Annotated in this window: 13 protein-coding genes and 1 pseudogene; all 14 read right to left on the bottom strand. The window is 46.8% G+C overall.

The window, feature by feature from the left end; translation table 11 throughout:
- Positions 1–3: 3 nt before the first annotated feature.
- The 14 genes and pseudogenes from K3F53_RS17670 to K3F53_RS17735 all read right to left on the bottom strand — a co-directional run bounded on the left by K3F53_RS17670 (position 4) and on the right by K3F53_RS17735 (position 16,338).
- The gene (locus K3F53_RS17670; RefSeq protein WP_057897378.1) at positions 4–1,272 is read right to left on the bottom strand and encodes a UDP-N-acetylglucosamine 1-carboxyvinyltransferase; all 1,269 of its coding nucleotides are present in this window, start codon (positions 1,270–1,272) and stop codon (positions 4–6) included.
- Between the two features lie 75 nt (positions 1,273–1,347).
- Positions 1,348–1,995, bottom strand: coding sequence for a fructose-6-phosphate aldolase (fsa, locus tag K3F53_RS17675; RefSeq protein ID WP_057897377.1), 648 nt, complete (start codon positions 1,993–1,995; stop codon positions 1,348–1,350).
- A gap of 42 nt (positions 1,996–2,037) precedes the next feature.
- Positions 2,038–2,901: a class II fructose-1,6-bisphosphate aldolase gene (gene fba, locus K3F53_RS17680; protein ID WP_220559192.1), complete on the bottom strand. Its 864-nt coding sequence runs from the start codon at positions 2,899–2,901 to the stop codon at positions 2,038–2,040.
- Between the two features lie 65 nt (positions 2,902–2,966).
- On the bottom strand, positions 2,967–3,332 hold the full coding sequence (locus tag K3F53_RS17685; protein ID WP_057897375.1) for a response regulator: 366 nt from the start codon (positions 3,330–3,332) through the stop codon (positions 2,967–2,969).
- A 195-nt stretch (positions 3,333–3,527) separates the two neighbouring features.
- A complete protein-coding gene (locus tag K3F53_RS17690; protein ID WP_220559193.1) occupies positions 3,528–5,129 on the bottom strand; it encodes a CTP synthase in 1,602 nt (533 codons plus the stop codon).
- A 197-nt stretch (positions 5,130–5,326) separates the two neighbouring features.
- Positions 5,327–5,833 carry a DNA-directed RNA polymerase subunit delta gene (gene rpoE / locus K3F53_RS17695; protein ID WP_082705833.1) on the bottom strand — a complete coding sequence of 169 codons (507 nt, stop codon included), beginning with the start codon at positions 5,831–5,833 and terminating at the stop codon, positions 5,327–5,329.
- A gap of 202 nt (positions 5,834–6,035) precedes the next feature.
- On the bottom strand, positions 6,036–9,290 hold the full coding sequence (gene icmF, locus K3F53_RS17700; RefSeq protein ID WP_220559194.1) for a fused isobutyryl-CoA mutase/GTPase IcmF: 3,255 nt from the start codon (positions 9,288–9,290) through the stop codon (positions 6,036–6,038).
- 92 nt (positions 9,291–9,382) lie between these two features.
- Positions 9,383–10,009 carry a TetR/AcrR family transcriptional regulator gene (locus tag K3F53_RS17705; protein WP_057897372.1) on the bottom strand — a complete coding sequence of 209 codons (627 nt, stop codon included), beginning with the start codon at positions 10,007–10,009 and terminating at the stop codon, positions 9,383–9,385.
- 138 nt (positions 10,010–10,147) lie between these two features.
- Positions 10,148–11,092 carry a methylmalonyl Co-A mutase-associated GTPase MeaB gene (gene meaB / locus K3F53_RS17710; protein ID WP_220559195.1) on the bottom strand — a complete coding sequence of 315 codons (945 nt, stop codon included), beginning with the start codon at positions 11,090–11,092 and terminating at the stop codon, positions 10,148–10,150.
- 13 nt (positions 11,093–11,105) lie between these two features.
- Positions 11,106–12,248: an acyl-CoA dehydrogenase gene (locus K3F53_RS17715; RefSeq protein WP_057897370.1), complete on the bottom strand. Its 1,143-nt coding sequence runs from the start codon at positions 12,246–12,248 to the stop codon at positions 11,106–11,108.
- Positions 12,249–12,266: 18 nt separating this feature from the next.
- Positions 12,267–13,409 carry an acyl-CoA dehydrogenase gene (locus K3F53_RS17720; protein WP_057897369.1) on the bottom strand — a complete coding sequence of 381 codons (1,143 nt, stop codon included), beginning with the start codon at positions 13,407–13,409 and terminating at the stop codon, positions 12,267–12,269.
- A gap of 59 nt (positions 13,410–13,468) precedes the next feature.
- Positions 13,469–14,320, bottom strand: a complete 852-nt coding sequence (locus K3F53_RS17725; protein ID WP_057897368.1) for a 3-hydroxybutyryl-CoA dehydrogenase — start codon at positions 14,318–14,320, stop codon at positions 13,469–13,471.
- Between the two features lie 152 nt (positions 14,321–14,472).
- Positions 14,473–15,095, bottom strand: a pseudogene (locus K3F53_RS17730) (RNA-guided endonuclease TnpB family protein); the annotation flags it as partial.
- Positions 15,096–15,150: 55 nt separating this feature from the next.
- Positions 15,151–16,338, bottom strand: coding sequence for an acetyl-CoA C-acetyltransferase (locus tag K3F53_RS17735; protein ID WP_057897367.1), 1,188 nt, complete (start codon positions 16,336–16,338; stop codon positions 15,151–15,153).
- Between the last annotated feature and the right edge of the window lie 169 nt (positions 16,339–16,507).

The raw sequence follows: 16,507 nt of genomic DNA on the forward strand, positions 1-16,507 counted from the left end.
TTCTTAGTAAGCACTTTTTATCGGTTTCTCGCGCCACATATCGGCACCCAAACTTCTTAACTTCTCTTCAAGGTTAGCATATCCGCGATCAATATGGTGTACCCCAGTAATTTCCGTAACGCCCTCGGCCATTAATCCGGCCACAATAAGGGCTGCTCCAGCGCGCAAGTCAGTCGCTGTTACCCTGGTGCCTGTAAGTAGCGTCCTTCCCTCAATGACAGCCGAACGTCCCTCTACTTTAATTTTCGCACCCATATTTAATAAATGGTCCACATGCTTAAACCTTGTGTGATAGATGTTATCTGTCACAATACTGGTACCTGAAGCTGCTGTTAAAAGAGAGGTGATAGGCTGCTGAAGATCCGTAGCAAATCCAGGATAAGGAAGAGTTCTTATATCAATCGCTTCATACTTCTCATTACCAATGACGCGAACGGCATCATCGTCTTCTTCCACCCTGACGTTCATCTCCCGCAATTTGGCGATAAGAGATTCAAGATGTCGGGGAATAATATTGTCGATGACGACATCACCACCTGTCGCTGCGGCAAAGATCATGTATGTTCCGGCTTCAATCCGGTCGGGGATAATAGAATGACGGCACCCATGAAGATTTTTCGTACCTTCGATCCGAATTACGTCCGTCCCAGCGCCTTTAATATTTGCACCCATGGCGTTTAACAGCGTTGCGACATCAATAATTTCGGGCTCTTTCGCTGCGTTTTCAATCACGGTTTTACCTTTTGCTCGACACGCAGCCAGCATAATATTAATGGTTGCCCCGACGCTGACCACATCTAGAAAGATTTTGTTACCGACCAATTGTTTCGCTTCAATATGTAAAGCGCCATGCTTATGGAAAAGAGTTGCTCCCAACGCTTCAAATCCTTTAATGTGCTGGTCAATCGGGCGGGGACCAAGATTGCATCCACCTGGCATGCCAACCGTCGCCTGTCCAAACCTGCCCAGCATTGCTCCCATCAAATAATAGGAAGCACGCAGCTCTTTTACTTTTCCATTGGGCATTGGTTTCGCTTCTATATGGCGGGAATCAATGCGCAGTGTATCGTTGTCACGCTCTACTACCGCGCCTAAGTCCTGCAGAATTTCGCTATAGATATGGACATCACTAATATCGGGCACATTGTCCAAAATCACTTCCCCATCGGCCAAAATCGCCGCAGGAATTAGCGCAACCGCGCTGTTCTTTGCTCCGCTGATTTGGATTCTGCCCGCAAGCTTTTGTCCGCCTCTAATGAACAATTTTTCCACAGTTTGATTCCCCTTACTCAACGGGAAAAAGCACCTTTTCTAACACAATTTTTGAAAAGGTGCTTCTTTCCGTTATTATTTTTGTTGCGCTTTTTCCCAGTCGGCAAGAAAGCGTTCAATTCCAATATCCGTAAGCGGGTGCTGCACCATTTGTTTGAAAATCTTGTACGGAATTGTGGCAATGTCCGCCCCCATCTTCGCACACTCTACTACATGCAACGGATGACGAACGCTCGCCGAAATGATCTCTGTTTCAATGTTGTGGACGCTAAAGATCTGAGAGATATCCTTAATTAGCTGCAAACCTTCATGTGAGATGTCGTCCAAACGCCCAAGGAACGGAGAAACGTATGTTGCGCCTGCGCGCGCCGCAAGCAATGCCTGAGTCGCAGAGAATACGAGCGTTACGTTTGTTTTGATCTTCTTCTTTGTAAAATATTTTACGGCTTTTAAGCCCTCTATCGTCATCGGTACTTTGATCACGATATTTTTAGAAAGCGAAGCAAGCTTTTCACCTTCTTCGATCATACCTTCAGCATCCAGGCTAATGACTTCCGCGCTGATCGGGCCATCGACAATATCAATGATCTCTTTCAGCGTTTCTTCAAAGTCACGCCCTTCCTTTGCCACAAGAGACGGGTTAGTTGTAACACCGGCCAATACGCCCCATTCGTTTACTTCACGAATTTCGTTTACATTGGCTGTATCAATAAAAAATTTCATAATGCACTCCTTCTGTTTCCGTTCCATGCTGGCAAAGTCGGCTTACGCTTTATGGCTGCTGCCGAACTCGCGCATTTTCGCTTTAACGGTTTCTTTAATTGTATCACGCGCCGGACCGAGATATTTTCTTGGGTCGTACAACTCGGGCTTTTCTTCTAGAATTTGACGAACGGTCTTGGAAGCTGCGATTTGGTTTTCCGTATTCACGTTAATTTTTGCTGTACCAAGGGAAATCGCACGCTGAATATCTTTTGTTGGAATGCCTGTACCACCATGCAGCACAAGCGGAACCCCGGTCAGCTTCATAATCTCTTCCATTCTATCAAAACCAAGCTTCGGTTCGCCTTTGTAAGGTCCATGTACAGAGCCGAGCGCAGGTGCGAAGCAGTCTACACCAGTCTCACGCACAAGCTGTTCACATTCAGATGGAACCGCGTACATTGCTTCCGCGTCTTCTACCATCAAATCGTCCTCTTGGCCACCGATGCGGCCCAATTCCGCTTCCACCGATACGCCGAGTGTGTGCGCTACATCCACTACACGCTTCGTGAGCGCAATATTTTCCGCGAGCGGATAGTGCGAACCATCGATCATAACGGATGTAAAGCCTGCATACATCGCTTCCACGCATTTTTCAAAGGAAGAACCATGGTCAAGATGAATCGCCACGGGCACAGTTATTTTATACTCTTCCATCAAAGCTTTTACCATGGCCACAACCAATTTAAATCCGCCCATATAACGAGCAGCACCTTCACTTACTCCAAGGATGACAGGAGACTGTTCTTCTTCCGCCGCTTGCAGGATAGCCTGGGTAAATTCAAGATTATTCAGATTAAATTGACCAACTGCATATTTACCTTCCACGGCTTTATTTAACATTTCTGTCATCGAAACTAATGGCATATGTAAGAATCCTCCTTATTTTCGTGCATACTCTCAAACATTGCTTATTATATCACAATGCAGGATTAGCATGCGAGTTGCTTATTAACCGCCATCCGCAGTTCATCAATATCAAACGGCTTCGTAAAATGCGTCAAAGCTCCTAATTCTGTCGCCTCTTTAATCATATCCAATTCGCCGTAGGCTGTCATCATAATGACTTTCGTATCAGGAGCAATTTTTTTAATTTCTTTTAAGATTTCAAGTCCATCCATGCCAGGGATTTTCATATCAAGAATGACAAGATCCGGCGACTCGTGAATCACAATCTCAAGTGCCTGCTTTCCATTTGCGGCCTGGAACGTTTGATACCCCTCTTTTCCAAATACCTCAAACAACAGCACACGAATCCCATACTGATCATCTACAATTAACACTTTCTTGTCTTTCATGTTACTCCCCCTTCCACCCTTTAATCATGCAACTTACGTAAACTTGACATAAACCTTGTGTAAATCTTGCTGCAACTATGTACGAGATTATGTTTCAGCATTTATTTTACAAATTCGTGGAAACATAAAAAATTCCTGCTTATTTCACAAATGATAAAAAGGGACGAATTTACAACTCGTCCCTTTTAAAACTCATCACTTTTTTAACTGCAACGCAGCGCTTATAAAACCACGGAACAGCGGCTGCGGGCGGTTCGGGCGAGACGCAAATTCCGGATGGAATTGGCTTGCCACAAACCATGGATGATCCGATAGTTCAATTACTTCTACGAGACGTCCGTCCGGAGAAGTACCACTGAATGTAATACCGGCGTTTTTCAATATTTCCCGATATTGGTTATTAAATTCGTAACGATGACGATGGCGTTCGTATACAAGCTCTTCGCCATATGAAGCGTGCGCGATTGTGCCTTTCTCCAGTTTGCACGGATACAGACCAAGGCGCATCGTACCGCCCAGATTTTCGATATCTTTTTGGTCCGGCAAAAGGTCAATAACCGGGTGTGGCGTAGACGGATTAATTTCTGAGCTGTTTGCATCCTTCAGACCAGCAACATGGCGGGCAAATTCAATCACCGCAACCTGCATACCAAGACAAATGCCAAGGAATGGGATCTTATTTTCGCGCGCATACTTCGTTGCGATAACTTTTCCTTCTACGCCGCGGTCGCCAAATCCGCCCGGCACGAGAATACCGTCCACATGACCAAGCAGATCTGCCACATTATGTTCATATACTTCTTCCGCGTCCACCCACTCGATATTTACTTCAGCATCGTTTTCATAACCGGCATGATATAACGCTTCAGCTACGCTAAGATACGCGTCGTGCAATGACACGTATTTTCCGACGATTGCAATCGTTGTTTTGTGGGAAAGATTTTTGATTTTGTGAAGCATTTCCTTCCATTCTGTCATATCCGCTTCCGGGCAAGTGAGGTTCAAGTGATTGCACACGTATTCATCCAATCCCTGGTCTTTCAGCATCAACGGAACTTCATACAGGGAATCGGCGTCCGTCGCTTCAATTACCGCTTTCGGATCAATATCGCAAAATAGCGCGATTTTTTCTTTCATATCCTGCGACATCAGATGTTCGGTGCGACATACGATTACATTCGGCTGAATTCCCAGGCTACGCAGTTCTTTTACGCTGTGCTGGGTCGGCTTGGTTTTCATCTCACCAGCCGCAGCCAGATACGGAACAAGCGTACAGTGAATGTACATAACGTTTTCACGGCCTACATCGCTCTTGATCTGGCGAATGGCTTCCAGGAACGGAAGGCTCTCGATATCGCCCACAGTACCACCGATTTCCGTAATAACAACATCCGCGTTCGTTTCACGGCCGGCGCGAAATACGCGTTCCTTAATTTCATTGGTAATGTGGGGAATAACTTGCACGGTTCCACCTAAGTAATCGCCCCGACGTTCTTTTGTAATAACGGAAGAATAAATTTTACCCGTTGTCACATTGCTGTTGGAGTTGAGATTAATGTCGATAAAGCGTTCGTAGTGTCCAAGGTCAAGGTCTGTCTCAGCGCCATCCTGGGTAACAAATACTTCCCCATGCTGGTATGGGCTCATGGTACCCGGGTCTACGTTAATGTAAGGATCGAATTTCTGAATGGTCACTTGGAGTCCGCGATTCTTTAACAAGCGGCCCAAAGATGCGGCCGTAATCCCCTTTCCTAAAGAAGAAACTACACCACCAGTCACAAATATATACTTTGCCATACGAATTAAACCCCTCTTTCTTCGCCCATTCAATACTTTTCCACAAACCAATTGGCTGTATGAATCTATAAAATAAAAATAAAAAAAACAAAAGCACTCCCCGGCCGAATATTCGGAGGGGGCACTTTTGTTTTTCATTATATGACATGCACAACGTTTACTTTTAAAGCCCAAAAAGTATTTTATCGTCGTATGTATTACATGTCAAGTTCTTCATCTTCATCTTCCGTATCCAAATCTTCGTCTTCGAGAGCCGACTCGAACTCTTCATCCGCATCTTCATCATAATCAGCGTCTAAATCGTCATGCTCATCATCCGAAGCTTCGATATCATCGTCATCCAATTCATCGTATTCTTCTTCCAGTTCTTCTTCGTCCTCGTAATCATCATCGTCGTCAAGCGCAAATTTGCCGCGGAAACTGCCTTCTGCCGATTCCTCCTGCGTTTCGACGAGATACCAGCGCTTCAATCCCCACAGGTTGTCACCGAGGCAGATAAAACGCCCATCGAGATTGATCTCGGTATATACCTGAGCGATCATGTCCATCGCTTCGGACTCGGACATGTTTTTCATCTCTGTGAGCTGTTTGTATAAATCGCGGTAATACGCCGGTTTCTTTGACTCGTTTAAAATTCGATAAGCGAGATCTACCATCGCCATTTCTTGAATTTTTTCCGCTTCCAGGTTCAAAGCATTGCCCAACCTCGGCACTTCCCTTCTTTAACTTTGATTCAGAAACAAGACGCAAAACCGCGTCCCGGACATACTATACCCTATTATTTAGCATTCCTTATTTTAACCAAATTCATGCACAAAAATCAAGACGGATGTTTGGCGGAGCAGTTCTACCCTCTGAAAAAAGACGAAGGGAAAAAGACAGCGCTTTTTCCCTCATCTTTCAACTCTACATATTCCTACGGTACTGACCGCCTACTTCATAAAGCGCGCCGGTGATCTGGCCCAAGCTTGCGACTTTGACCGTTTCCATCAGCTCCGCGAAGATGTTTCCGCCGCTGCGAGCCACTTCTTTCAAACGCTGGAGTGCAGGGCCCACCTTATCTTTATTGCGTTCCTGGAATGCGCGCAAGTTGTTGATCTGCTGAACCTTCTCTTCCTCTGTTGCACGGGCAAGTTCAATTTCATAGTCTTCTTCAGACGCGTTCGGATTCAGGAATGTATTGACCCCAATAATTGGAAGTTCGCCGCTATGTTTCAATGTCTCATAGTAGAGCGATTCCTCCTGAATCTTGCTGCGTTGATACTGGGTCTCCATCGCACCCAGCACGCCGCCGCGATCGCTTAGGCGCTGAAATTCCGCCAGAACAGCTTCTTCTACCAGATCGGTTAGTTCTTCAATAATAAACGAACCTTGCAGGGGATTTTCATTTTTCGCGAGTCCCAACTCTTTTGTGATAATCATCTGAATCGCCATCGCACGACGCACAGAATTTTCTGTTGGTGTCGTAATTGCTTCGTCATACGCATTTGTATGCAACGAATTGCAGTTATCGTAAAGCGCCATCAATGCCTGCAACGTTGTGCGGATATCGTTAAAATCCATTTCCTGGGCATGCAGCGAACGTCCGGATGTCTGAATGTGATATTTCAGCTTCTGGCTGCGCTCATTCGCACCGTACTTGTACTTCATAACCGTTGACCAGATGCGACGAGCCACCCGTCCAAGCACGCTGTATTCCGGATCGAGACCATTGCTGAAAAAGAATGATAGATTCGGCGCAAAATCATCAATATGCATACCCCGGCTTAAGTAATATTCCACATACGTAAAGCCGTTGGCCAGCGTGAAAGCAAGCTGGGAAATCGGATTCGCGCCCGCTTCGGCAATATGATAGCCAGAAATACTTACGGAATAGTAATTGCGCACTTTGTTCTGAATAAAGTATTCCTGAATATCACCCATCATCTTGAGCGCAAACTCTGTAGAGAAAATACACGTATTCTGACCCTGGTCTTCCTTCAGAATATCGGCCTGCACTGTACCTCGCACGCTTTGCAACGTCCTGGCTTTAATCTGTTCTGCTTCCTCGGCGTTCGGCTCGCGGCCGTTTTCCTTCCTGAATTTCTCCATTTGTTGATCGATAGCCGTATTCATGTACATCGCCAGAATGATCGGCGCCGGGCCGTTAATGGTCATGGACACGGATGTGGACGGATGGCAAAGATCGAATCCAGCATACAGCTTTTTCATGTCATCCAGCGTACAGACGCTAACTCCACTTGTGCCAATTTTTCCGTAAATGTCCGGACGGTAATCCGGATCTTCGCCATACAACGTGACGCTGTCAAACGCAGTGCTGAGCCGCTTCGCTGTGTCTTCCTTGGACAGATAATGGAAACGGCGGTTTGTCCTTTCCGGGGTTCCTTCGCCCGCAAACTGGCGCTTCGGATCTTCACCATCACGCTTGAACGGAAATACTCCAGCCGTGTATGGGAAATGGCCAGGCAGGTTCTCTTTCATCACCCAGCGCAAGATTTCGCCCCAATCTTCAAACTTTGGCAACGATACTTTCGGAATACGCGTACCGGACAGAGAAGTCGTGTACAACTTTGTCACGATTTCCCTGTCGCGTACTTTCGTGACGAACTCGTCCTGCTGGTACGCTTCCTTAAGCGCTTTCCAATTATCCAAAATCTTTTTGCTTTCCGGGTGCAATTTTTCTTCATAGTGTGCGATAAGCTTATCAAGTTCCTTTTGAAGATCGGTTGCCAGTTCACCTGTTTGTTTTGCGAGTTCTTCTTTTGTTCCATTCAGTTGGAACAATTTACGTGCGATTTGCACTTGTTTCTCTGTGAAGTTATTGTACTGACGAACCGTATTTGCGATTTCGGCCAGATAATGTACGCGGTCAGACGGAATAATATACTTTTTCTTCGACATTCTGTCTCTGGAAATATCGAGAGTAGTCGGCCATTCCTCACCCGTTTTCTCAGAGATGATCCGCATCAGGTTAACGAATAGTATATTTGTGCCTGGATCGTTGAATTGGCTGGCAATCGTACCGTAAACAGGAACGTCTTCGTCCTTCATATCAAACAGATTGCGACTACGCTTCCATTGCTTCTTCACATCGCGCAGCGCATCTTCTGAGCCACGGCGCTCAAACTTATTGATCGCGATAATGTCCGCGTAATCAATCATATCGATTTTTTCAAGCTGGGTCGGCGCGCCGAATTCGCTCGTCATTACGTACATCGCGACATCACATACCTGCGTAATGCCAGCGTCGCCCTGGCCAATGCCGGAAGTTTCGACGATGATAAAATCATAGCCTGCTGCTTTTACGATATTGATGGCGTCTTCGATCGCCTGGCTAAGTTCACTGTGAGATTTACGAGTCGCCAGCGAGCGCATATATACGCGCGGAGAATGGATAGCATTCATGCGGATACGGTCGCCCAGCAGCGCGCCGCCTGTTTTTTGCTTCGATGGATCCACTGACAGAATGGCAATTGTTTTATCCGGATACTGTTCCAAATAACGGCGCACTAACTCGTCTGTCAACGAGCTTTTGCCAGCCCCGCCTGTTCCTGTGATGCCAAGCACCGGAACCGTTTTTACCATTTCGTTCACTTTTTCAAGCGTGGTTGCTACTTCTTGATCCTGCTTTTCCACGTTTTCCTCCGCCAGTGTAATCAGGCGGCCGATCGCGTTCCAGCTACGATTTTTCAGTTCATGAATTTCTTTTTCTACTTCTTTTGGAGTCGGATAGTCTGTTTGCTGGATCATGTAATTAATCATGCCTTGCAGACCATACTTACGTCCGTCATCCGGAGAAAAAATTTTCGTTACACCGTATTCATGCAGTTCGCGAATTTCAGAAGGAACTATGACACCGCCGCCACCGCCAAACACCTTAATATGGGAGGCGCCCTTTTCTTTTAGTAAATCAATAATGTACTTAAAATACTCCACATGGCCGCCCTGGTATGAACTAACTGCGATTCCCTGCACATCTTCCTGAATGGCGGCATTTACGACTTCTTCTACTGAACGGTTGTGGCCAAGGTGAATCACTTCCACCCCGGACGCCTGCAAAAGGCGACGCATGATGTTAATGGAAGCATCATGACCGTCGAACAGGCTGGCAGCTGTGACAAAACGGACATTATGTTTTGGACGATAAATATTCGTTTCCATTTTGTTCTCCTCCTTCAAGGTCGCGAATCGGACGCGCTTTTTCAATCATAAGGTCTAAGGAAGGTTTCTCCTTTCACTAGGTGTCTTCCCAATCACTCTTCTGTTAGCTCGCGCAAAATCAGAGACGTCTGCATTTCCATATACTCTTCCAGCGTGTAGTGCTTATGCAAACTCCAACGCCGGAACGTCCACATTTCTCCCAGCACAACAATGTTATGGGCCATCAGCTTAATGTACTTCTCATCGATTTTAAGGGAACCGTCTTCCCGGCCCCGGCGCAAAATTTCTTCAAAAAAACTCGTAATTTCTTCTTCTTTGGCCAAAACGTACTTCATCGCTTCTTTCGGCAACGATTTAATTTCCTGATAAATCAGAAGTACACGATCCTGCATTTCATCCATTACACGCAGAAAACCTTTGATCGCTGCCTTTAGCATCACAGCGCCGCTGACGCCGTTTACCAGCACTTCCTTTAATCCTTTTTCCACACCTTCGTGAATCGCATCGCATACAAGATAGAGAACATCTTCTTTTGATTCAATGTATTCATATAATGTACCTATGCTGAATCCTGACGCACGGGAAATTTCACGGGTCGTTGTCTTGTGAAAACCTTTGGAGATGAAAAGCTCAACCGCAGCTTCGATAATTTGATCGCGCCGCTTTTCGATAAGTTTCGGATCTTTTACCATCGAAGGAATCGATTTTCGATGTTCCATTGTTTCATTACTCCTTTCCTCACGCCGACTGAGCGATTGCTCAGAGTGCAGGGAAAAAGAAAAGGCACACGGCCTTCTCTTTCTTCTTGATTTTATTATACGCGTGAAGAAATCGAATCCGCAACATTTTTCAGAAAACTATTTTTCTTTCACCAATTGTCTAAGCAAGCGATCGGCTACTTCATACGGATTGACTTCGCGGCGGGCCACCTGTTCCATCGTTTCTTTATACGCTTCACCGCGCAGGTTTGTTACGACAAGCCTGTGCACCTCATGTTCGACGATTTCCGCCACTTCTTCTTTTAAATGAGATGCACGTCGCTTCTCCCATTCTCCGCTCTCTTTGAGGTATTCGTTATGGTCAAGGAACGCCTGCCACGCCTCAGCAATCCCTTTGTTCTGCAGGGTAATCGTTTTAACGATCGGTGGACGCCAGGGGGCGTTATGCTTGACAAGATCCAGCATTTGTTCAACTTCACGAAATAGCTTCTCTGTACCCGGCAAATCTGCCTTATTCAGGATAAACAAATCCGCGATTTCCATAATACCTGCTTTGAACGCCTGCACAGTATCACCGCCGCCTGGATTAAGCACAACCGCCGTCGAATCAGCAATGTTCATAATATCAAGCTCCGATTGGCCAACACCGACCGTCTCAATGATAATTACATCCTTGCCGTATGCGTCCAATATGCGTACCGCTTCCTTCGTGGAACGAGCCAGCCCGCCCAGACTACCGCGCGTGCCCATACTGCGGATAAACACACCTTCGTCAAGAAAATGATCCTGCATGCGGATACGATCCCCCAGAATGGCCCCCCCGGTAAACGGACTGGTAGGATCAACCGCTATAATTCCGACGGTCAGGCTCTGTTTACGCAAATACCCGATTAACTTATCGACAAAAGAACTTTTTCCTGCACCTGGAGAGCCAGTAATGCCGACAAGAAACGCTTTTCCCGTGTATGGAAACACATCTTGTAGAATTTCTTTTTTCTCTGGATGATCATCTTCTATATAGGAGATCGCACGGGCAACCGCCCGACGATCTCCCGCCAAAATCCGTTCTACCAGTGTATGCAATGCGTTCACATCCTTAGTCTTTAAGCAGATAGTTCGAGATAACAAGACGCTGGATTTCGTTTGTTCCTTCATAGATTTGCGTAATCTTCGCATCGCGCATAAAACGTTCGACCGGATATTCACGCGTGTAACCATAGCCGCCGAAAATTTGCACGGCGTCTGTCGTCACTTCCATTGCAATATCGCCCGCGAATAGCTTTGCCATCGCCGATGCTTTGCCGTATGGCAAGCTGTTGTCTTCCAAATATGCCGCTTGATATGTCAACAGACGCGCTGCTTCAACTTTTGTCGCCATATCAGCCAGCTTGAACGCAATTGCCTGCTGCGCGGCAATCGGTTTGCCGAACTGATGACGTTCCTTCGCGTACGCAAGCGCGTGCGTCAGCGCACCGTCCGCAATTCCCACAGCCTGCGCTGCAATACCGTTACGGCCGCCGTCCAGGGTCATCATTGCAATCTTAAAACCCTGACCTTCTTGGCCAAGCACATTTTCCGCCGGAACGCGGCAATCTTCGAAAATGACCTCAGTTGTCGCAGAAGAGCGGATACCCAGTTTCTTTTCTTTTTTGCCGACTTTGAACCCTGGCATATCTTTCGTGACGATAAACGCCGTTTGGCCTTTATGCTTCAACTCCGGCGTGGTCGCTGCAAATACGATATAGATATCCGCCAGGCCACCATTGGTAATGAAAATTTTGCTGCCATTCAGGATATAGTGATCGCCATCTTTCTTCGCTGTTGTCTTCATGCCAGCTGCATCGGAACCCGACCCCGGCTCCGTCAAACAATACGCACCCATGCTTTTGCCTTCCGCAAGCGGGCGAAGATATTTTTGCTTTTGTTCTTCCGTACCAAATTTGTAAATCGGCCAGCTCGCCAGCGAAGTATGCGCGGATAAGGTAACGCCGACGGAAGCATCAACCCGGGACAGCTCCTCCACCGCGATCACATAGCTTAAATAATCGAAACCTGCGCCGCCGTATTTTTCATCCCAGGGAATTCCGGTAAGTCCCAACTCAGCCAGCTTATCAAACACTTCCATGTCGAAACGTTCCGCTTCGTCGCGTTCCGCAGCTTTGTCAGCCAACTCGTTTTCCGCAAACTCGCGCACCATTTTGCGTATCATTTTGTGTTCTTCAGATAGTTGAAAATCCATGCGTCTCCACTCCCTTTATTATTTATTTAACAAGTGTTTGGAAATTACAATGCGTTGAATCTGGTTGGTTCCCTCATAAATTTGCGTAACTTTGGCGTCACGGAAATAGCGCTCTACAGGATATTCGCGTGTATAGCCATAGCCGCCAAAAATCTGCACAGCTTCTGTCGCCACTTTCATTGCAGTATCCGTCGCGAAACGCTTGGCCATAGAGGCTTCCATCCCACACTTAATACCCTGGTTACGCAGAGAAGCCGCACGGTATACAAGCATGCGGGACGCTTCAATTTGGGTCGCCATGTCGGCCAGCTTAAATGCAATCGCCTGTTGTGCAGCAATCGGTTTGCCGAATTGATGACGCTCTTTTGCGTACGCGAGCGCGTGTTCAAACGCACCTTCTGCAATCCCTAGACCTTGCGCTGCAATGCCGATGCGACCCACATCCAGGTTTGCCATCGCAATCGTAAAGCCCATGCCTTCTTCACCAAGCAAGTTTTCGGCTGGCACTTCGGCATTGTCAAAAATGAGTTCTGTCGTATTAGAACCTTGAAGGCCCATTTTCTTTTCTTTTTTGCCTACCTGAAATCCCGGCGTATCCTTTTCTACGATAAAAGCAGAGATTCCTTTGGGCCCTTTCGACGGATCGGTGACAGCGAATGTTATATAAGTGTCTGCTACACCGCCGTTTGTAATAAATATTTTCGAACCATTCAGGATATACTTGTCACCCTTTTTCACCGCAGACGTCCGTATACTTGCCGCATCGGAGCCGGCATTCGGTTCTGTAAGTGCAAACGCGCCAATATATTGTCCAGAAGCCAACTTCGGTACGTATTTTTTCTTCTGTTCCTCGCTTCCAAAATAAAGGATCGGATTCGTGCCTACCGATGTATGAACGGACAGAATAACGCCAACGGTCGGGCTGACTTTGGAAATCTCATGAATGGCAATGATGTAAGAGACAAAATCCGCTGCCGAGCCACCCCATTCCTCTGCCACTGGAATTCCCATCAAGCCGTATTCGCCCATTTTGCGGATGAGCTCGAGCGGGAATTCATCGGTTTCTTCCATTTTTTCTACCTGCGGCGCGATCACTTCACGAGCAAAATCACGCACCATACGACGCATCATTTCCTGCTCTTCTGTAAACTGCAAATGCATGGTTTCTCCTCCTAACTCCTGTTCTCTTTACTTTATGTTTGCTGTTGTATTTCCCTTATTTACTCATATACATAGAATCCACGTCCGGATTTGCGGCCTAGCCATCCCGCTTTTACATATTTGCGAAGCAACGGGCACGGACGATATTTGGAATCGCCAAATCCTTCATGAAGCACTTCCATGATATATAGACATGTATCCAAGCCGATAAAGTCGGCCAGTGTTAGAGGCCCCATCGGATGGTTCATACCAAGCTTCATTACTTCATCAATCGCTTCCGGTGTCGCCACGCCCTCATATACGCAGTAAATCGCTTCGTTAATCATCGGCATCAGTACGCGGTTGGATACAAAGCCCGGGAAATCATTAACTTCCACCGCTACTTTCTGCATCTTCTCAGATAGTTCGGCCACTATACGGTACGTCTCATCGGAAGTCGCCAAACCACGGATAACTTCTACTAGCTTCATAACCGGTACCGGGTTCATGAAGTGCATGCCAATCACTTTCTCTGGCCGTTTAGTTACCGCTGCAATTTCCGTAATGGGGAGCGAAGATGTATTACTTGCCAGAATGGCGTGCTCTGGCGCGATTTCATCCAGTTGCTTAAAAATCTCGGTTTTGATGTTCATATTTTCGACAACCGCTTCCACAACGAAATCAACATCTTTTGCATGGTTCAAATCAGTAGAAGGCTTAATACGCGCTAAGATCGCTTGCTTTTCTGCTTCTGTTTTACGTCCTTTCTCCACATCACGGGTCAGATTTTTTGTAATGACGCCAAGGCCACGGTTTACAAACTCTTCTTGAATGTCGTGCAGCACAACTTCCAGACCCGCCTGTGCTGCTACCTGAGCGATACCGCTTCCCATCTGACCTGCGCCGACAACCATAAATTTTTTGACTTCCATGCATCTCCACCCCTTTTTTAAATTCCTTCATAGTATGGTTAGATTTTGTTTTGAACCTCTCATGGCTAAAGCCACGAGATTCTTGACTAGCCCGCTCTACCGAGCAGAATTAGTACATGATGTACCCCAAGCTATCTCCGCAGTTCCTGCAATTATGCAGATAGTCGTCTTTTGCCTTCGGCAAGAATATTCAAACTTGCGTTTACATCGCGGTCATGGGAAGTATTGCATTCCGGGCATTCCCATTGTCGCAAGGTAAGATTTTTAACTTCTTTGTTTTGGTATCCGCAACATGAACAGATCTGAGAGGAAGCAAAGGTTTTGCCTATGGCAACAACAGTGCGACCATACCACTTTGCTTTGTATTCAAGCATCGTTCTGAATTGATACCAAGACACTTCACTAATCGCTTTGGCAAGTTTATGATCTTCATCATATTAGACACTTGCAAATCTTCAATCGCAATCATGTCGTGGTTTTTGACAATATGCGTTGAAATCTTTTGCAAGTAGTCTTCTCGAGCATTTGCAATACGTTCATGGATTCGGGCAACCTTCATCCGTTGCTTATTCCAATTTGAAGAACCTTTCACACGTCGGGAAAGAATGCGTTGAGCGCGTTTAAGTTTTTGTTCCATATTGCGCAGAAATTTCGGATTTTCAAACACTTCTCCTGTCGAAAGAACAGCAAATTCTTTGAGTCCAACATCAATTCCAACTTCGCTGTTTGTTTTCGGCAATGGTTGTACGTCTGTTTCTACTAACAACGAAACAAAAGCCCATTCATCTCATGACTGAAGTTACGAGTGTTCTCGGCTAAATCATAAAAAATTATTTGGCAGCCTGAACTTCCACCAGAATCGCGTCACCTTGCGCCGCGCCGGAACAAATTGCGGCAATGCCGAGACCGCCGCCGCGACGTCGCAATTCGTAAATCAACGTCATTAAGATACGGGCTCCGCTTGCACCAATCGGATGGCCAAACGCGATGGCTCCTCCGTTGACATTTACTTTTTCCGGGTCCCATCCAGCAATTTTCTGGCTTGTAAGCACAACGGCTGCAAACGCTTCATTCACTTCAAACAAATCGATCTGGTCAATTGTATAACCGGTTTTCTTAAGCAATTTATTAATCGCGAGGCCCGGCGTGGTCGCGATATACGGGGCTTCTTGTCCGACGGCCGCATGCCCAAGAATCGTCGCCAGCGGCTTAATACCAAGCTCTTTCGCTTTTTCGTCAGACATAACAACCATAGCGCCTGCTCCATCATTTACGCCTGGCGCATTGCCGGCCGTAATTGTACCGTCTTTTGTAAATACAGGAGGCAGATTCTGTAGTTGCTCAAGGCTCGTCTCACGCGGTGCTTCATCCTGCTCGACGATAACCGGATCGCCTTTGCGCTGAGGCACTTCCACCGGTACAATTTCCTCTTTCAGCCTGCCAGCTTTTATCGCCGCCGCCGCACGCTGCTGACTGCGGAGCGCCCACTTATCCTGTTCCTCGCGCGTAATTTTGTATTCTGCGGCTACATTGCTGCCGTGTACTGCCATATGCTTGCCATCGTACGCGTCGGTTAACCCATCCCTAAGCATCAAGTCCACCAGTTTGCCATCCCCCATGCGCATGCCCCAACGCGTGTTTGGCAAAGCATACGGTGCGTTGCTCATGCTCTCCATGCCGCCCGCAACGATAATGTCCGCATCTTGGGCACGAATGATCTGATCGGCTAACGTTACGCTGCGCAGGCCGGATGCACATACTTTGTTAATCGTCTCCGTCTGTACTTCCCAGGGCAATCCTGCCTTGCGCGCCGCCTGGCGAGAAGGGATTTGTCCTGCTCCTCCTTGCAGCACCATGCCCATGATAACTTCATCGACCATATCGGGAGAGATTCCAGCGCGTTTTACGGCCTCTTTAATCACAATGCCTCCAAGCTCAACCGCTTGCAGCGAGGAAAGGCTACCACCAAATTTACCAAATGGAGTCCGGGCCGCACTTACGATTACGGATTTTCTCATCTTGTTTTGCGCCTCCTTATATCTCTACGTATTGATACATTCATATGCTTTCGTGAAAACAAGTAAGAAGCAGAAAAATTTCCGGTATCCTAATTTGAGCGATTGCTCGGTCAGTTTGATCGCGGAAACGTACCCGGCAGTTCGACTGCCGGGTCTTTATTCCTTCTCC

Origin of the sequence: Aneurinibacillus thermoaerophilus (genome assembly GCF_019603355.1) — a bacterium.
GTDB lineage: Bacteria > Bacillota > Bacilli > Aneurinibacillales > Aneurinibacillaceae > Aneurinibacillus > Aneurinibacillus thermoaerophilus.